Origin of the sequence: Bacillus sp. FSL K6-1338, from assembly GCF_038006965.1 — a bacterium.
Taxonomy (GTDB): domain Bacteria; phylum Bacillota; class Bacilli; order Bacillales; family Bacillaceae_G; genus Bacillus_A; species Bacillus_A thuringiensis_S.
Map to the genome: position 1 here is coordinate 3,875,615 of NZ_JBBOWI010000001.1, position 19,169 is coordinate 3,894,783.

The window sequence follows — 19,169 nt, forward strand, 5'->3', positions numbered from 1 at the left end:
TTTCAATTAGGGAGGAATTTAAAATGGCAATTCAAACAAGTAACTTAGGTTATCCACGTATCGGACTACAACGAGAGTGGAAAAAAACATTGGAAGCTTTTTGGTCCAATAAAATCGATGAAGAACAATTTTTAACAACAATGAAAGAAATTCGCCTTCAACACGTAAAAGTACAGCAAGAAAAAGGGATTGAACTCATTCCAATTGGCGACTTTACATATTATGATCACGTTTTGGATACTGCTTATATGCTAGGATTTATCCCATCACGTTTTTCTGAGTTTACATCTTACCTTGATGTATATTTCGCAATGGCGCGTGGCTCTAAAGATCACGTAGCTTCTGAAATGACAAAATGGTTTAACACAAACTATCATTATATCGTTCCTGAATATGAAGAGGGATTACAAATCTCTTTAAAAGATAATCGTCCACTTCGCTTATACGAAGAGGCAAAACAAGAATTAGGAGTAGATGGAAAACCTGTTATTTTAGGACCATATACTTTCTTAAAATTAGCTAAAGGTTATACACAAGAACAATTCGCTACGATTTTAAAACAATTAGTTGCACCATACGTACAACTGCTTTCAGAACTACATGCAGCTGGTGCACAAGTCATTCAAGTTGATGAACCGATTTTCGCTTCTTTAACGAAAGAAGAAGTTCAACAAGCAAAAGAAATTTATGAAGCTATTCGTAAAGAAGTTCCAAATGCGAACCTTCTTTTACAAACATATTTTGATAGTGTAGAAGAAAACTATGAAGAAATTATTACATTCCCTGTATCCGGTATTGGATTAGATTTCGTTCATGGTAAAGAAGGTAATCTACATGCTATTTCAAAATATGGATTCCCAGCTGATAAAACTTTAGCTGTCGGTTGTATAGATGGCCGTAACATTTGGAGAGCTGACCTTGATGAAGTTCTTACGTTATTTACAACGCTACAAAAACAAGTCCAAACGAAAGACTTCATTGTTCAGCCTTCTAGTAGCTTATTGCATACACCAATCGATAAAACAGAAGAAACTCACTTATCGACTGAGCTATTTGATGCGTTAGCATTTGCAAATCAAAAATTAGAAGAGTTAGTTCTTATTCATTCTGCTCTCACTAAAGGTACAGAAAGTATTAGTAATGAGCTGGAAACATATCGAAATGTACATCATACAATTCGTTCATCTGCTGTACGTAACCGTGAAGATGTCAAAGCAGCACGAACAGCACTAAAAGAAGAAGATTTTTCACGTCCTCTTCCATTTGAAAAGCGATACGAATTACAACAAGTTGCCCTAGAGTTACCATTGTTACCAACAACAACTATCGGTAGCTTCCCGCAAACAACTGAAGTTCGTCAAACGCGAAAAGAATGGCGTAACGGTGTTATTTCAAATGAACAATATGAAAAATTTATTGAAAAAGAGACAGAAAAATGGATTCGTTACCAAGAAGAAATTGGTCTTGATGTCCTTGTACATGGTGAGTTTGAAAGAACTGACATGGTCGAATATTTCGGTGAGCGTCTTGCTGGTTTCTCATTCACTAAAAACGGTTGGGTACAATCATACGGTTCCCGCTGCGTAAAACCACCTGTTATTTATGGTGATGTAGCCTTTATTAACGGAATGACTATTAAGGAAACTGTTTATGCACAAAGCTTAACAGAGAAAGTTGTAAAAGGAATGTTAACTGGACCTGTTACAATTTTAAATTGGTCCTTCGTTCGAAATGACATTCCAAGAAAAGAAGTTTCGTATCAAATTGCATTAGCTCTTCGTCACGAAATTGAACTACTTGAATCTTCCGGAATTCGAGTAATCCAAGTCGATGAGCCAGCACTTCGTGAAGGAATGCCACTAAAAGAAAAAGATTGGGACGCTTATATTACATGGGCAGTTCAATCCTTCCTTTTAGCAACTTCTTCTGTAGCAAATGAAACACAAATTCATACTCATATGTGTTACAGTAACTTCGAAGATATTGTTGATGCGATTCGCGCATTAGATGCAGATGTGATTTCTATCGAAACATCAAGAAGTCACGGTGAATTTATTGATACATTAAAACATACAACATATGAAAAAGGCATCGGTCTAGGTGTATATGATATTCATAGCCCACGTGTACCGAGTAAAGATGAAATGTATAAAATCGTAGAACAATCTTTAGAAGTATGCGATCCTAAATATTTCTGGATTAATCCTGATTGTGGTTTAAAAACGAGAAGAACAGAAGAAGTTATTCCAGCTTTAGAGCACATGGTGCAAGCAGCAAAAGATGCTCGCTCCCTGCTAAAAACAAACGCATAACGAAAATGGGTTATCCTTATTGAGGATAACCCATTTTTTATTCTTTACTTTCAAAAAAGAATTCGTATTGTATTTTATATAATTCATCATCCGTTGGCTCTTCAAGAGGAATTGCTTGTAAGACCACTGTATACTCACCATTTGGAATAGGTATTTGAAATTTATTTGAAAGAATACTCGTTATAACGATACTTTCATTTTCAACTGTAAAAGGAACCGTAATCGTTCTAATCACTTCTTCTTTTTCAATATGTTTCCCTGGGGTCACTTTCACTTCACAAGTATAATCAGAAAGTGCTTCAAAAATAACAGTTCCCTCTGCCTCAGCATAACCTCTTTCAAAATCTTCATCCGTCCAGTCTACATAAGGCTGCTCACCGTCATAGTTCATCAACATTAATTGCGAATAAGAAATTGTTAACTCCATAGTTCCCGTTCTCCTTCATTATGAAATGTACAACTACTACTTCACTTCAAATTTCACACGCGTACCATCTGGATATTTATCTAACTTATTCCCTACCCAAGAGCCTGCTCCGCGGTTATCCGCCGGACTTATATATTCAATATGTGCTCCTTTTCCGCCTTCCTTGCACATCGCCATTGGCCATTCATCACGATCATACCCTTTTTTTGAAGGATATGGTGCTAACGACAATTTCCTTCTATCTGCAGCACCACCACGATCGATTGTACAAACTTCTGAATGCCCTTCTTTTATAGCATCCGTAATATGTTTTCCTGTCTCTGGATAACGTTCTTTCGGAAATTCTAACACTTGATCATACGTATTCGTTTTCTTTACACTTGTTTCCTCTGGCACAAGTACTTCATAAACTGCTACTAAAATAGACAGAATTGCGATAATTGAAATGATAATACCTTTTAATTGCTTCATGTATACCTCCATGTTTCTACCAGTTTCTTTTTTCCTCCGTTATTATAACAAACTTCTCCTGTATATGTTTTCAGACATTATTTTAGTTATTCCTTGCCATTCCGCCAAAAACTTTCATTTTTTCACTAATGCTGTAGAAAACTAATAGCCTTCCGACATTCTTTTTCAAAGGAAGTCCTCATAAAAGATTGAAATGATATATACGATACTTTTTGGGGAGGAAATATCATGGAAGCTACCTATAAAACGAAAGATGTCACGAATAAAACAGGCATCCCAAAACATATAGTCCGCAAATATAGTCAACTGTTAGAGGAACATGGCTATATGATTTCTAAAACAGCTGATGCTCGTATTTATAAACTTGATGATTTAAAACTATTGAAATCTATACATGAAAGAGCTGCTACATTACAAGAAGATATTTCAGAAACGATACCGATTATTTTAAAAGAAAAAGAGGCCCCACCTGTACCAGTTATACAAGATAAGCAAGAGATACAACCGAAAGAAAAGGAAGATGGACGTAACTTTGAGGAATTCATGTTGAAACTTGAAATGCTAGCTCAATTAAATGAAGCAATTATTCATCAAAATTCTACTCTAATTACACAAAATCGTTTAAAGGATGAGAAACTAGATGAATTGATGCAACAAGTTTATGTAAAAGAAGGCTCTCAAGAAAAAATGCTTCAAGAGTTAGTCGAGCACGCCGCTCAAACAGATGCATTACAAAAAGAAAAGATGGACTTATTAATGAATCATATGTATAAACGAGAATCCAAACAGGAAGAAAAAATGAATAAACTTGTTAGTCAAATTTATAACAAGGACAGTAATCGTGATGCACAGCTTATGCAAGTTATTCGAGAAATTCAAGAAACAAAAAGAATGGTTGCTGCCTCAAAAGAGCAAAGTTTCTTTCAAACATTTAAAAGTTTATTTAGCCGAGCAAAACAAGAAAAAACAAATGAATAAGCAATATAAAATAAAAAGTTACCTTCCATCGGTAACTTTTATTCCTTATTTTGTACAGCTGGTAATATAATAATTGCTTCAGTGCCTTTTCCACTTTCACTCTTATATTCCAATGTACCATTATGCGCTTGCAAAATACTAAATGTTACCATAAGCCCTAATCCTGTCCCTTTTTCTTTTAAAGAATAATATGGTTGCCCCAGCCTTGCTAACTGTTCTTTCGTCATACCAACACCACTATCTTTAACTCTTATTATGATTGTTTCGTCTTTTTGAATGGCTGTTACTTTTAAATATCCTTTATTTCCTTGAATTGCTTCAATACCATTTTTAACAACATTCATAATAGCTTGCTTCAACTTTGTCTTATCACCAATCGTATAAAGACTTTCTGAAATTTCAACTTGTAAATATACACCTTGCATCGCTGCAAATGACGACATGAGAGTGGTCATTTCTATTAATTGGGCTGATAAACAAATGTGTTCTTTTTTCTCAATTTGCGGCCTTGCTAAATTCAAGTAATCTGAAATAATTTGTTCCGCCCGATCCAATTCAGCTAATACGAGGCGCATATAATCCTTATTCTTCACATCTTCCGTACTTTCTAACAATTGGATAAATCCACGAACAACAGTAAGTGGATTTCGAACTTCATGTGCCACACTTGCTGCTAACTCACTTACAATATTAAGCTTTTCTGATTTTTGCATCTCTGTACGTAGCAATGCATTTTCGTTTAAATATTCAGTTAAATACACCTGAAATACCATTGTCATGACCATGATAAGCGAGGCAAATATAAATCCGCTATATATTTGCGAAATATACGGTGTAAATCCTGTTTCCAAAAGAACATTAATCATGCCTAATACTAAAGAAACAAGCACATAAAATGATGAAATCATAAATGCTAAAATTAATTTCTTATCCCTTGAAAAAAGAGACCATTTCTTTGATAAAAACAGCGGAACTATCAATAGAAATATTACTTCTAAAACTGGAAGAAAGCTCATTCCCTTTAGTAACCATTCATATGCAACAAAAATAACCGCTGGGATTAAACCAACAATCCCACCATATAAAAAACCACTGACAATTGGAATGGGGTGAAAGTTATACCCACACACATTGCCAAAACAAATAGAGTATGTCATGGAGAGAACGAGCGTAACGCTAGATAAAAACATAATAAAGTAACGATTTGGCTTCGGAGGCATTTCTTGATAGCGATTTAAACGAATCGCTTCATATAAAAATAGTGGCAAAATTATGATGGCAATTTGAATCAATAAATCACGGATAAGCTCCATAACCTCTCATCCCCTATATGTATTTTGATATGATTATATCATTTTATAGGTGTATTTGTTTTAAAATTTTGATTTTTCTTAACATATTTGTTAATTCTTTGTTAACAACTCATCATAATTGTTACAGATTTTCGAAATGATTGTAAACCCTGTACCAAATTTCCTTCGTGCAGTATACAATGAATACGGATTACAAAGAAAATATAAAAATACTTTTTTAGACGGACAACTATAGCAAAATACAGCATATAATCCATACTATCTATGTTTACAAATAAGTGATCATTACTTTAGTAGGAGGAAGATAAATATGGCGGGTACTACGCTTGTTTTAAAAGAAGAAAATTTGGTTGTTCTAGAAAATGTTGAAAAATCAGTATATGAAGAATTACAGCATAAAGCAGGAGATGAAAATTGCACATGTGCTGTGAACGAATCAGTTGTTCACCTTGGCAAGGTATCCTCTGTACTCTGGAATGAAGATGAAATAGATTGGGAATACGGATATTAAAAAGTCGCTTATAGCGGCTTTTTTCTCTTTTCTCTCTCTTTCTAAATTACATATACAAAGCGCGATCATAGAAAATATGATAAAATGAACTTAATTTTCAAACGGAAGAAAGGGAGATACAATGGAACAATTCATTAACCCTAGAGTGAAGGACATCCAAATTTCTGGAATCCGTCAATTCTCTAACATGATTCAAAACTATGATAATTTGATTTCTTTAACAATCGGACAACCCGATTTCCCTACACCTTCTCTCGTAAAAGAAGCTGCAAAACGGGCTATTACAGAAAACTATACAAGCTATACACATAACGCTGGTTTACTAGAATTACGCAAGGCAGCTTGTAACTTCGTAAAAGATAACTACGATTTACATTACTCACCTGAAAACGAAACCATCGTTACAATCGGTGCTAGCGAAGCAATTGATGTTACATTTCGAACGATTTTAGAGCCAGGAACAGAAGTAATTTTACCTGCTCCTATTTATCCAGGTTACGAACCTATTATTCGATTATGCGGTGCAACACCTATTTTTGTAGATGTTCGTAAAACTGGATTCCGTTTAACAGCTGAAGCGCTTAAAAATGCTATTACAGAAAAAACAAGATGTATCGTACTACCGTATCCTTCTAACCCGACCGGTGTAACTTTATCAACAGAAGAACTAAAAGATATTGTAGATGTTTTAAAAGACAAAAATATTTTCGTCCTTTCAGATGAAATTTATAGCGAGCTGGTATATGAACAAAAGCACACATCTATCGCTCATTTCCCAGAAATGCGTGAAAAGACAATTGTCATTAACGGTTTATCTAAATCACATTCTATGACTGGCTGGCGTGTTGGACTTTTATTTGCACCAAGCTATTTAGCTGGACACATATTAAAAGTTCATCAATACAATGTAACGTGTGCTACTTCAATCGCTCAATACGCTGCAATTGAAGCATTAACAGCAGCTAAAGACGCACCCAAAATGATGCGCCACCAATATAAAAAACGCCGTGATTACGTATATAATAGACTCACTCAAATGGGATTAACAGTTGAAAAGCCAACAGGTGCATTTTACTTATTCCCATATGTTGGTCATTTGACATCTTCATCATTTGATTTTGCACTTGATCTTGTCAAAGAAGCTGGACTAGCTGTAGTTCCTGGAACAGCATTCTCTGAATACGGTGAAGGCTACCTTCGCTTGTCCTATGCGTATAGTATTGAAACTTTAAAAGAAGGCTGCGACCGATTAGAAGCCTTTCTAAAGAAAAAAGCTAAGAGTTAAACTCTTAGCTTTTTTTTATGCATAATGATCACAAGTTTGACGTTTTAGTAATTTATGAGGAATAATGATACACTTTGCAGTGGATTCTGCATTCTCTACTTTATCAACTAAAGCTTTTGCTCCCTCATATCCCAGCTGATAAATATTCACATCAACTGTCGAAAGTGGAGGGCTCGCAATTTCTGATAATAAAGCATTATTAAAGCTTACAATAGAAACATCCTTCGGTACAACGAATCCTTTTTTAGAAAGAGCACTTAACACACCAAGTCCAATTAAGTCATCCGTTGCCATAATTGCCGTCGGCGGTTGCTGCAGTCCCATTAATTCCTCAACCGCTTGTTGACCACTTTCCCTCGAAAAATCAAAATGTAAAATATATTCTTTTGGTAATACAATGTCTGCTAATTTCAAGGCATCACTCATACCAGCTAAACGATCTCTCGTTACAAGTAAATCTGATCCACCACCAATGAACGCGATTTGCTTATGCCCTAATGAAATTAAATATTCTGCCACTTCTCTTGCAGCTGTATAATTGTCATTATCTACATATGTAATTTCATCTTTTCGATCATATGGTTTTCCTATTAAAACAAACGGGAAATTTTGTTCATGTAAATATTGAATAATCCGATCATTCTCTCTTGAATATAAAAGAATAATGCCACCAATTTGGCGTCCCTGTACCATCTTTACGACACCATTAAAAATTTCTTCTTCCGTTTCACCTGTCGACATGTAAAGCGCATAACCTTCTACGTGTGCAAATGAACTAATCCCTCTTATAACTTCTGGGAAAAATGGATTTTGAAAAGCTTTACTTGCAGAACTTGGCATAACAAGACCAAGTGTTTTCGTCGTTTGGTTCGCAAGATTTCTCGCATTTAAATTAGGATGATACCCTAATTCACTCATTACTTTCCTAACACGGCGCTTTGTCTTTTCACTTATACTTGGATTATCAGCAATTACACGAGAAACTGTTGATGGTGCAACATTCGCTTGCTTCGCCACATCTTTAATTGTAACTGTCATAAAAATCCCCCTCCTCTCATTTCTCTGCCATTTTTCATATATTTTATCTCGCACTCATTGCAAGTCATAAATTTTTATTTCTTATATCTTGCAAAACTAATCCTATTCTCCCTCTTCATGTATTGTAAGGGATATAGCTATTTTTTCCTATACTATAATATACTATTTATTTGACATCTTTTCGCATGTGATGTCAAATCTCTTTTCATCTCCCTATAAAGTTATTTATGGGGAGATGAAAAGAAAAATGGGACGTAATGTCCCATTTTTCATCCTTTCGTACCTCCAGCTGTTAAACCGGAAACAAAATATTTTTGTAGTGATAGGAATAAAATTGAAATCGGGATCGCAATTAACACAGAACCCGCTGCAAACGTTGTAAATTCATTACCGAATTTCTTCGCAACCATTTCATATAATCCAACTGCCAAAGTATAATTTTCTGGTGTTCGCAAAATAATACTCGCTAAAATGAAATCTGTAAATGGACCAATGAAAGTAAATAACGCTACAACCGCTACGATTGGCTTTGCAAGTGGCATAATGATTTGCCAGAAAATACGGAAATGCCCTGCTCCATCCATTCGAGCTGATTCATCCAACTCTTTCGGAATCGTATCAAAATACCCTTTCATAAGCCATGTATTCATCGGAATTGCTCCGCCCACATAAATTAAAATTAATGCAAGATGTGTATCAAGTAATCCTGTTAACTGAGCTAATATATATAGTGCGATTAACGCTGCAAAATTCGGGATCATTTGCAAAATTAAAAATGTTAATAAACCATTCTTTCTTCCAACAAAACGATATCTCGAAAATGCATAAGCAGTAAAACTAATGGCTAGTACAGAGAAAATCATCGTCATTACGCTAACTTTCAAAGTATTTTTATACCAAAGTAAGTAATTACTTGAATCGAGATCAAGTAGCTTGCGATAATGATCTAATGTGGCATTTTTCGGAATAATACTTGACCCAGATAAACTATCCCCTGGATTAAACGATGAGCCAATTATCCATAGTAATGGATAGAAAATAATCGCACACATTATGAAGATAACTAAATAACTTAATGAAAGACGTAGCATCTTTTGTCGTTTAATATTCATTTACATCATATCCTCTTCTTGGAATGATTTTGTTCTCTTAAATTGCCATAACGCAACTGTAATAACAATTAACGATAAAATCATTGTAAGAGCTGCTGCTTTTCCGTACTGAGCCGAAGTCATCGTTAACTTATAGATCCATGAAATTAAAATATCCGTTCCACCTGCATTTTGTCCAGACACAGCAGGTCCTCCGTTATTAAATAGATAAATAATACTAAAATTATTAAAGTTAAACGTATATTGCGTAATTAATATTGGCGCTGTTGCATATAACACAAGTGGCAATGTAATTTTACGGAACTGTTGCCAAGCAGTTGCTCCATCTACTGTAGCCGCTTCATATAATTCTCCTGGAATCGATTGCAATATACCTGTTGTCATTGCAAAGACGAACGGGAAACCAAGCCATGTTTGAATCATAATTAAAGCAATCTTTGACCAAAACGGGTCTGTCATCCAAGCAATCTTTTCAATCCCGAATAAAGCTAATACTTGGTTATTAATTGCTCCAAATGTTTCATTAAACATACCAGCAAATACAAGAATAGATACGAATGCTGGAACAGCCCACGGTAAAATAAAGATTGTTCGAATAATTGCCTTACCTTTAATACCAGGCTGATTTACGATAATCGCTAAAAAAATACCAAGTGCAACTTGTAATGTTGTTGCAACGAATGTCCAAATGACAGTCCAAGAAAATACACTTAAAAATGTATCTCTCCACATCGGTAATGTGAAAATATCAATAAAGTTTTTAAAACCCACCCAATCTACTAATTTAGCTGGAGGAGAATGATATAAATCATAGTTTGTAAATCCAATTAAAATTACGAAGATGATTGGAAATACGACAACAAAGATAAGTAGTAGAAAACCTGGTGAAACCATTAAATAAGGAAAGCCTTGATCTAACAAATTACGGTATTGCTCTTTTACAGAATTTAACGGTGTTCCTATATCACGTTTCTTTCCATTTTGATATGCATCATATAAGTTAAATGCATATATGCCGAGCCCAAACGCGATAACGATAAGTGCCAAGATCCCTTCTACTAATAGAAAGACAGAATGGTCACGTGGAACTTCTGTACCGAGCGTTACAATGCCCCATAATCCCATATTTAATAAATCAGCAAAGGCTACAATAAATGAACCTGTTAATACTAGAAAAATAAGACCTTTTACAAATTGTTTATTATATATTTGGCCCATGCCCGGAATGATTGATAACACGGTTGCCATTTTCCTATGCTTTGAATGGTTTAACCCCTTTGCAGGTTCCATAGATGTTTGCATGTTCCTTCCCCCTTTTTTCTTCCCACATGGAAGGGAGAGAATTCGTGCCCCTCATATTAGAGGCACGAATTTCACCTTATTTTTTCTTACTATGATTTGCCTCAATATTACCTTTAATTTGTTTCACTGCACTATCAAGTGCGGATTTTGGTGCTTCTTTATCTGATACAACTAATTGAAGCGCATCCCCAGCTGGTTTCCAAACTTCCTGCATTTCTGGAATATTCGGCATTGGAATTCCATTTTCCGATTGCGTCGCAACCGCTTTTGCAGCCTCATTTTCTTTAATGATTGGATCTTCCATTACTGATTTTACTGGTGGAATTTCTTTCGTTTTCTCAAAGCGAATTTTAGCATTTTCTTCATTTGTAACCCACTCAGTAAATTTTGTAGCTAAATCATTTTGTTTAGAGAAGCTTGTTACATGCCATCCTTTTACACCAACGAACGTTTTCATCGGTTGACCATTTGGTAATTTCGGCATTGGAGCAACACCATAATCTATTCCAGCCTTTTCCATCGCTTGGAATGCCCATGGACCATTCATAATAGATGCTGCTTTTCCTTCATTAAACAATCCATCTGCAGCTGAACCACCAGATTCACCGATAATACCTTTCGGGAATAACTTTTCTTTGTACCATTTTTGAATATATTCAGCACCTTGTACCGCACCGCTATTATTTAATCCAATATCATTTGCATTTGGCTTTCCATCTTTTTCACCAAATACATAACCACCCATACCTGCCATAAATGCATTAGCGAAGTAGAAGTTATCTCCTAGTGCTAAAAATCCGTATTTTCCATCTTTCGTAAAGTCTTTTGAGAAGTTAAACAGTTCATCCATCGTTTCGGGTGCTTTTTGCATCATTTTTTTATTATAAATAAAGATTGGTGTTTCAATCGCTTTTGGTAAACCGTATATTTTTCCGTTATATGTTTGTGCTTCTATTGATAAATCTGTAAATTTACTTTTTACTGTATCATCTACTTTCACTTCTGAAAGTAGCCCTTCTGTTACCGCATTACCAATATGATCATGTGGCAATGTTACAACATCTGGCCCTGTGCCAGCTGGACCGTCGAGACGAAGTTTTTCTATTTGTTTCGTCATCTGAACCTCTTCAACTTTTACTTTCACATTATATTTCTTTTCAAAACTTTTCACCGCTGGCTCTAGACCCACACCTTTTTTCTCATCTTCCCAAACAAGAAGGTCATAGTCTTTTTTCGCTTTACTTTCCTCTTTTTTCCCTGAATCTTTCGGTCCACATGCAGATAACATACCAATAGATAATGCTGAAACCGTTAATAATGATAATGCTTTCTTCATCCCAAAAACCTCCCTAAATTGTCTATGTACCTCAGTAACTGAAAACGTTTGCATTTAATAGTTTAATTGAAGCGCAAACAATATCTCAAGTCTATGAAAACGTTTGCGCTATTTGTCTATCATTATACATTCTTTTATTCATTTTGCAAATATTAATTTAAAAATTATGTCATTATACTCTTTATACATTGACTTTATATGAAATGAATACTACTCTTATAAGCAATATTAAAGCTACGAGAAAGGCAATCGTTTGCAATATAGGCTTTATTATTACACTTAAGGGAATACTATGTATAGAGATATTGAAGGGGGATTTTCTATATGTTTAAAGAAGCCATTTATCATAGGCCGAAAGATAATTATGCATACGCTTATGATGAACAAACAATTCACATCCGAGTACGTACTAAGAGAGATGATATTCAAAGCGCCGATCTTATTTACGGTGATCCTTACGAATGGAAAGACGGGAAATGGATATCATCAAGTACACCCATGAAAAAAACGGGTTCTACTGCATTATTTGATTATTGGTCCATTTCAATCGAACCCAAATTTAAGCGCTTACGTTATGGGTTTGAATTAAAATCTGAAACAGACACTCTTATTTATACAGAGCGAGGATTCTTTTCTAACATTCCAAATGATGATGTTGGTAACTTTTTCTGTTTTCCATTTATTCATGCAGATGATGTATTCAAAGCACCATCTTGGATTAAAGACACCATTTGGTATCAGATTTTCCCTGAACGATTCGCTAATGGCGATAGTACGCTGAATCCAGAAAACACTCTTCCCTGGGGAAGTACGAATCCAACTCCAACTAATTTTTTCGGTGGAGATTTTGCTGGTGTTATTCAAAACCTTGATTACCTTGTTAAGCTTGGCATTTCCGGAATATATTTCACACCTATTTTCAAAGCTCATTCAAACCATAAATATGACACAATTGACTATATGGAAATTGATCCACAATTTGGGACGAAAGAAACTTTCAAAGAGCTCGTTGAAGAATGTCATAAGCACGGTATAAAAGTAATGCTCGATGCTGTGTTTAATCATAGTGGATACTTTTTCGAGAAATTTCAAGACGTACTAGAGAACGGTGAGAAGTCCGCATATAAAGAGTGGTTCCACATTCATGAATTCCCAATTATAACCGAGCCACTTCCAAATTATGATACTTTCGCCTTTACACCGTATATGCCTAAATTAAATACAGCTCATCCAGATGTAAAAGAATACTTACTTGAAGTAGGACGTTATTGGGTACGAGAATTTAATATAGATGGCTGGCGCCTTGATGTCGCAAATGAAGTCGATCACAATTTTTGGAGAGAATTCCGAACTGAAATAAAGACATTAAATCCTGAAGTATATATTTTGGGAGAAATTTGGCACGATGCCCTTCCATGGCTACAAGGCGATCAATTTGATGCTGTCATGAGCTACCCTGTTACAAACGCTCTACTTTCTTACTTTGCTAACGATTCCATTAAAGCAAGTGAGTTCATGAAGCAAATTACAGAATCTCTACATTCCTACTCTATGAATGTAAATGAAGCAGCCTTTCATTTATTAGATAGCCATGATACTCCAAGAATTTTAACAACTTGCAACGGAGATAAAAATAAGTTGAAATTGCTCTATGTATTCCATCTTTCTTTCATCGGCTCTCCATGCATTTATTACGGAGATGAAATCGGCATGGATGGTGGTATGGACCCCGATTGCCGTAAATGTATGATTTGGGATACTAAAGAACAAGATCATGCATTATTTACACATATACAAACATTGATTTCATTACGAAAACAACATGAAGCTTTTGGAGGACATGGTACTTTTCAATTCATCGAAGCAAATGATGAACATAATTATATTTCTTATACGAAAACATATGAGGATGAAACTATCTTTTTCGTTTTAAACCCTACTAATAGTGAAGTTACAGTTTCACTCCCTCTTCATGTTACTGGTAAGAAAATAATTAACATTTATACAAATGAAGAATTTTCAGCGGAAGCAATTGTATTACAAGTTACACTTCCTCCATATGGATTCTCCATATTAAAATGGTAATCCAAAAAATCCTTATGCCAAGGTGGCATAAGGATTTTTCTTATTTCAATTTGAATACTATCGCTTCATACGGACGTAATGTAATGTTATCTATCGATCCGATTTCTACATCGTAATTGTGTATAAATAATTCTGATTCACTATAACTAATATCCTCAGGCATTTCAAATACACTTTCATCCGCAGTAAAGTTTGCAATAACAAGTAGTTTTTCGTCTCCATATGTTCTTACATAAGCAAAAACAGAAGGATTATTCTCTAATATTAAATCATATGATCCATATACAACTATTTCATTATTTTTGCGTAGCTCAATTAATTTCTTATAGTAATAAAAAATTGAACCTTCATCTTGGATTGCTTGTTTCACATTAATCTCTTTATAGTTAGGATTTACAGTAATCCAAGGTTCACCTGTTGTAAATCCAGCGTGATTCTGATCATCCCACTGCATCGGAGTTCTAGCATTATCACGACCCTTTATATAAATAGACTCCATTACTTTTTCTATATCTTCACCATGGTCTATCACTTTTTCTTTATACATATTTAACGTTTCAATATCTCGATATTCATCAATTGATTGGAATCGAACGTTCGTCATTCCGATTTCTTCACCTTGATAAATATATGGCGTTCCCTTCATCATATGAAGAACTGTCGCTAACATTTTTGCTGATTCAATGCGATACATTCCATCGTTACCAAAACGAGATACAACGCGAGGCTGATCATGGTTATTCCAATAAAGGCTATTCCATCCGGTATGCTCTAATGCTTTTTGCCACTTTGTCAAATTCTCTTTTAAAGTAAGAAGTGGGCATGGTTTTACATCCCACTTTCCACCTTCTCCTGAATCTAAATCCATATGTTCAAATTGGAATACCATTTGCAACTCTTTTCGTTCTTCTCCAGTATACAATTTGGCTTCTTCTGTCGTTACACCTGGCATCTCACCAACCGTCATAATATCATAATGCGATAATACTTCCTCATTCATTTCATGCAAATATTTATGAATGTTTGGACCGTTCATAAAATGTTTATGACCTGAAACATAGCCATCTTCATCTGTTTCAACAGTTGGTAATCCTTCTTCTTTAGAAATAAAATTGATCACATCCATGCGGAATCCATCAATTCCTTTTTCTAACCAAAACTTCATCATCTCATAAACATCTTGTCTTACCTTTTCATTATCCCAGTTTAAATCCGGCTGTTTTTTAGAAAACAGATGTAAATAATATTCATCCGTCATTTCATCGTACTTCCATGCAGACCCACTAAAAGCAGCTCCCCAGTTGTTCGGTTCTTTCCCTTCTTTTCCAGGACGCCATATATAGTAATCTCTATATTTATTATCTTTTGATTTACGTGATTCAATAAACCACTTATGTTCATCAGATGTATGATTAACAACTAAATCCATCATCAATTTCATATTACGTTCATGCATTTCATGTAATAGCTCATCCCAATCTTCCATTGTTCCGAACTCGTTCATAATCTTACAATAATCGCTTATATCATAACCATTATCATCATTTGGAGATTCATAGACTGGTGATAACCAAATCACATCAATCCCTAACTCTTTTAAATAATCTAGCTTTGAAATAATCCCTTGAAGATCTCCTATACCATCACCGTTACTATCCATAAAGCTACGAGGATAAATTTGATATACTACGCTTTCTTTCCACCATTGTTTTTCCATTATGCTACCCCATTTCATTCATAATTCATTTTTCTCTTTTTTAAGGCGCAAACGTTTTCATTAATGAATGATAACAGATTCTATCTCAATTTAAAATAGCGCTTACAATTTTTATTGTTCTTTTTCTAAGAAAACATACGAAAATTACTAATAACTCTTCAATAAATGAAAACGTTTTATTTTTTTATTTATTTTTTGAATCTATTCGTTTATAATGAACTCAAAGAAAACGTTTGCATAATTATTTCTAGGGGGAAATACCATGGCAGAACTTAAATTAGAAAATATTTATAAGATATATGATAATAACGTAACAGCTGTAACCGATTTTAATTTACACATTCAAGATAAAGAATTTATCGTATTTGTCGGTCCTTCTGGATGCGGAAAATCTACAACATTACGAATGGTAGCTGGACTCGAAGATATTTCAAAAGGCGAGTTTTCAATTGATGGTAAACTAATGAATGATGTTCCTCCAAAAGATCGAGATATCGCAATGGTCTTCCAAAACTACGCTCTTTATCCACATATGAGTGTATATGATAATATGGCATTTGGATTAAAACTTCGAAAAATACCAAAAGATGAAATCGATCGTCGTGTGAAAGATGCAGCAAAAATTTTAGGGCTTGAACAATATTTAGATAGAAAACCGAAAGCATTATCAGGTGGACAACGCCAACGTGTTGCGTTAGGTAGAGCAATCGTTCGAGATGCAAAAGTTTTCTTAATGGATGAACCATTATCAAACTTAGATGCTAAACTCCGTGTTGCAATGCGCTCAGAAATTTCTAAGCTACATCATCGCCTTGGAACAACAACAATTTATGTAACACATGACCAAACAGAAGCAATGACTATGGCTTCGCGTCTTGTCGTTATGAAGGATGGAAAGATTCAACAAATTGGAACTCCAAAAGAAGTATATGAAACACCAGAAAACATTTTCGTGGGTGGATTTATCGGGTCACCAGCGATGAACTTCTTCCGTGGTAAATTGACTGAAACCGATTTCGTTATAGACAATACCATAAAAATCAAAGTATCTGAAGGAAAAATGAAGATGCTACGTGAACAAGGCTATGTAAATAAGGAAATTGTTTTAGGTATTCGCCCGGAGGACATTCATGATGAACTACTATTTTTAGAAGCTTCACAATCTACTACTTTCACAACAAAAATTGAAGTTGCTGAATTGTTAGGTGCTGAATCTATTTTATATATGAAACTTGGAAATCAAGATTTTGCAGCACGTGTTGATGCACGACATATATTCTCACCTGGAGATCAAATTAAATTGGCATTTGATTTAAATAAAGCGCATTTCTTTGACAGCCAAACAGAACAACGTATTCGCTAAAGAAATTTCCTTCTATATAACATACAAAAAAACCGTCCACATATATTGAGGGCGGTTTTCATTATTATACTAGGGCTTCTACTGTATGAAATGATTGTCCTTTCGTGCTAATAATACCGAAAATCGGTAAATCACTAAGCACCACTTCTTCTTGCTGTTTCATAAAAGATGACGTTAATTGTTTTATCTCTATCCAAACGTCATTAATACAAAGTACATTGGAATCGTTCTCTTGTTGGCGAGAAAAAATAGAATCTATTTTATATAAACCACCATTTTGAAAAAGCATATCAATGCGACTGAATGCATTCAAAGTAATGCTAATAACGCGTTGCCAATCTCCTTGCTTTCCCATATCATAGGATACAAAAAGTGCCTCTCCGCCTAGATTCATAATTTCCTCCACTGTTGCTTGTCCACTCTCTTGATCAATGTCCGTCACAATAACTTTTGCGCCTTGTTTAGCCAACAAAAGAGCTGTATTACGTCCAATACCGATGCCACCGCCAGTTACGATAGCAACTTTTCCTGCAAGCTTCATTTTCATTACCCCTTCTATAAGTCTTACCGTCATTCAGTATACTCCTTTATAAGATTAATCTGCAAGCAAGAAAAATTGCTCATTCGTTTGTAAGCGATTACTTTTTTACTCCTTCTTTTTTCCTACTATTACGCTGATCGAAAACTAAACCGATGAAAATTAAAATCCCCCAAAAGATTACACTACCTCCAGTCATTTCAATTTCCCCCTTATTATATAAAGATATTATTTTAATCATTATAACATTTTCTTAATTTTCAATCTATTAAAACCCGAAATGATATTATTACATAAATTGTAGTATAACAAAAAAAGACCTTCTTATTTTATGTATAAAAAGGTCTTTTTTCATTATACAAGACTTATTACTTTCGTCTTTGTAATTAAGTCCTGAAAACCGCAATTGTCTTTGCGGAACAACATCATATATACGTTACATATTAATGGAATTCCTAATAGCAATACGTTCGGCAATAACAATACAAAAAATCTTATAATTAATGTTTGCAACGTTAGCTTTTCACTCTTCAATGAAATTAATTTTATTCTCGTTACCTTTTTGCCAAGTGTAACACCGTTCCAAATAAAGGGTAACACAATAAAATATATCGCCATTAATATGAAAACTACTGCGAAATCATATCTAAAATCACCTAAACTTATATTAAAGCGCTTAAACATAGCACTATAGTTTCCGGTCATAATAGCTACTACTGCACCATACATAACCGAGATTAAAAACATGTCAATTAGGGAAGCACCTATGCGATTCATTACAAGCGCTGGACGATGCATCTTTAACTTCATTTTATGTCGACTCCTTCATATCCTTCTTTACCCGTCTCATCGTACCACTTCTAAAAAACATTGTAAACTAGCGTTTCTCTTACTTTTCTTGTACAATTTGTTACAATAGCATTATAAAGGAGGTTCCCATATTGAAAAAATGGATAATCCTATTCGTCGCCTTCCTATTAACTGGTTGTACAGGAAACACAAGTCACTTAACTTATACGGTTAACGATGAATACGAGCTCATACGTACTTCTGGAAATGCATTTGAACTTTTCCCCTCGCAAGATGCTGTATATGCCACACAATACATCCCTGCAAAAATTACAGACATTGCTTGGGATGATAAATACATTATTGCAAAACAAACTGAGGAAAAATCAGATCCAAATAACCCTGACGCAGCAATTGCAAATAAAAAAAGTGAACATTATTGGATTATTGACGTAAAGCACAATAAACGTTTCGGTCCCTATAATGAAAAGCAATTTAATAAACAAAAAGATGCGTTTAAAATTAAGGTACCTTTTCAAAATGTAGATTCATACATAAAAGAAATAAAAAAACAGTCAGCATAATCTTTTGA

At 34.6% G+C, this 19,169-nt stretch carries 18 protein-coding genes; 7 read left to right on the forward strand and 11 right to left on the reverse strand.

Annotated features, from left to right (window positions below; all coding sequences use genetic code 11):
* Nucleotides 1–23 precede the first annotated feature (23 nt).
* The gene (metE, locus tag NZ044_RS19705; protein WP_086390513.1) at nt 24–2,312 is read left to right on the forward strand and encodes a 5-methyltetrahydropteroyltriglutamate--homocysteine S-methyltransferase; all 2,289 of its coding nucleotides are present in this window, start codon (nt 24–26) and stop codon (nt 2,310–2,312) included.
* Between the two features lie 37 nt (nt 2,313–2,349).
* Here metE and NZ044_RS19710 read toward each other — a convergent pair whose 3' ends face one another.
* Together NZ044_RS19710 and nucA are read right to left on the reverse strand one after the other, a co-directional pair.
* Nucleotides 2,350–2,739: a competence protein ComJ gene (locus NZ044_RS19710; protein ID WP_000424022.1), complete on the reverse strand. Its 390-nt coding sequence runs from the start codon at nt 2,737–2,739 to the stop codon at nt 2,350–2,352.
* 36 nt (nt 2,740–2,775) lie between these two features.
* A complete protein-coding gene (gene nucA, locus NZ044_RS19715) occupies nt 2,776–3,210 on the reverse strand; it encodes a DNA-entry nuclease (RefSeq protein WP_000811494.1) in 435 nt (144 codons plus the stop codon).
* A gap of 228 nt (nt 3,211–3,438) precedes the next feature.
* On the opposite strand from nucA, the gene NZ044_RS19720 reads away from it, so the two are divergent.
* The gene (locus NZ044_RS19720; protein WP_000388468.1) at nt 3,439–4,188 is read left to right on the forward strand and encodes a DUF3967 domain-containing protein; all 750 of its coding nucleotides are present in this window, start codon (nt 3,439–3,441) and stop codon (nt 4,186–4,188) included.
* A gap of 38 nt (nt 4,189–4,226) precedes the next feature.
* Here the strand turns inward: NZ044_RS19720 and kinB are convergent, their stop codons facing one another.
* Entirely contained in the window at nt 4,227–5,501 is a 1,275-nt protein-coding gene (gene kinB / locus NZ044_RS19725; RefSeq protein ID WP_000420369.1) for a sporulation sensor histidine kinase KinB, read from the reverse strand.
* Between the two features lie 310 nt (nt 5,502–5,811).
* Here kinB and NZ044_RS19730 point away from each other — a divergent pair, with 310 nt between their 5' ends.
* Together NZ044_RS19730 and NZ044_RS19735 are read left to right on the forward strand one after the other, a co-directional pair.
* A complete protein-coding gene (locus tag NZ044_RS19730; protein ID WP_000929277.1) occupies nt 5,812–6,012 on the forward strand; it encodes a hypothetical protein in 201 nt (66 codons plus the stop codon).
* A gap of 121 nt (nt 6,013–6,133) precedes the next feature.
* A complete protein-coding gene (locus NZ044_RS19735; protein ID WP_000434586.1) occupies nt 6,134–7,297 on the forward strand; it encodes an aminotransferase A in 1,164 nt (387 codons plus the stop codon).
* 15 nt (nt 7,298–7,312) lie between these two features.
* Here NZ044_RS19735 and malR read toward each other — a convergent pair whose 3' ends face one another.
* The 4 genes from malR to NZ044_RS19755 all read right to left on the reverse strand — a co-directional run bounded on the left by malR (nt 7,313) and on the right by NZ044_RS19755 (nt 12,085).
* Complete coding sequence (gene malR / locus NZ044_RS19740) at nt 7,313–8,335, reverse strand: maltose operon transcriptional repressor MalR (protein ID WP_000219054.1); 1,023 nt, start codon at nt 8,333–8,335, stop codon at nt 7,313–7,315.
* A gap of 269 nt (nt 8,336–8,604) precedes the next feature.
* Nucleotides 8,605–9,447: a maltosaccharide ABC transporter permease MalD gene (gene malD, locus NZ044_RS19745; RefSeq protein ID WP_001022600.1), complete on the reverse strand. Its 843-nt coding sequence runs from the start codon at nt 9,445–9,447 to the stop codon at nt 8,605–8,607.
* The gene (gene malC / locus NZ044_RS19750) at nt 9,448–10,749 is read right to left on the reverse strand and encodes a maltosaccharide ABC transporter permease MalC (protein ID WP_001194983.1); all 1,302 of its coding nucleotides are present in this window, start codon (nt 10,747–10,749) and stop codon (nt 9,448–9,450) included.
* A gap of 76 nt (nt 10,750–10,825) precedes the next feature.
* Nucleotides 10,826–12,085, reverse strand: a complete 1,260-nt coding sequence (locus NZ044_RS19755) for an extracellular solute-binding protein (RefSeq protein WP_000709931.1) — start codon at nt 12,083–12,085, stop codon at nt 10,826–10,828.
* 324 nt (nt 12,086–12,409) lie between these two features.
* Between NZ044_RS19755 and NZ044_RS19760 the strand changes: the two genes are divergently transcribed.
* Nucleotides 12,410–14,170 carry an alpha-glycosidase gene (locus NZ044_RS19760; protein WP_118961565.1) on the forward strand — a complete coding sequence of 587 codons (1,761 nt, stop codon included), beginning with the start codon at nt 12,410–12,412 and terminating at the stop codon, nt 14,168–14,170.
* 40 nt (nt 14,171–14,210) lie between these two features.
* On the opposite strand, the gene malL is transcribed toward NZ044_RS19760, so the two are convergent.
* The gene (gene malL / locus NZ044_RS19765) at nt 14,211–15,887 is read right to left on the reverse strand and encodes an oligo-1,6-glucosidase (RefSeq protein WP_086390512.1); all 1,677 of its coding nucleotides are present in this window, start codon (nt 15,885–15,887) and stop codon (nt 14,211–14,213) included.
* A gap of 262 nt (nt 15,888–16,149) precedes the next feature.
* Between malL and NZ044_RS19770 the strand changes: the two genes are divergently transcribed.
* Complete coding sequence (locus NZ044_RS19770; RefSeq protein WP_000818934.1) at nt 16,150–17,250, forward strand: ABC transporter ATP-binding protein; 1,101 nt, start codon at nt 16,150–16,152, stop codon at nt 17,248–17,250.
* A gap of 64 nt (nt 17,251–17,314) precedes the next feature.
* Here the strand turns inward: NZ044_RS19770 and NZ044_RS19775 are convergent, their stop codons facing one another.
* The 3 genes from NZ044_RS19775 to NZ044_RS19785 all read right to left on the reverse strand — a co-directional run bounded on the left by NZ044_RS19775 (nt 17,315) and on the right by NZ044_RS19785 (nt 18,598).
* Nucleotides 17,315–17,824, reverse strand: coding sequence for an SDR family NAD(P)-dependent oxidoreductase (locus NZ044_RS19775; RefSeq protein WP_000218411.1), 510 nt, complete (start codon nt 17,822–17,824; stop codon nt 17,315–17,317).
* 64 nt (nt 17,825–17,888) lie between these two features.
* A complete protein-coding gene (locus NZ044_RS19780) occupies nt 17,889–17,987 on the reverse strand; it encodes a hypothetical protein (RefSeq protein WP_000145659.1) in 99 nt (32 codons plus the stop codon).
* Between the two features lie 155 nt (nt 17,988–18,142).
* Nucleotides 18,143–18,598 (reverse strand): RDD family protein, encoded by a 456-nt coding sequence (locus NZ044_RS19785; RefSeq protein ID WP_000769078.1) that lies wholly within the window; start codon nt 18,596–18,598, stop codon nt 18,143–18,145.
* A gap of 131 nt (nt 18,599–18,729) precedes the next feature.
* On the opposite strand from NZ044_RS19785, the gene NZ044_RS19790 reads away from it, so the two are divergent.
* A complete protein-coding gene (locus NZ044_RS19790) occupies nt 18,730–19,161 on the forward strand; it encodes a DUF3997 domain-containing protein (RefSeq protein ID WP_000758794.1) in 432 nt (143 codons plus the stop codon).
* The last annotated feature ends 8 nt before the right edge of the window (nt 19,162–19,169 follow it).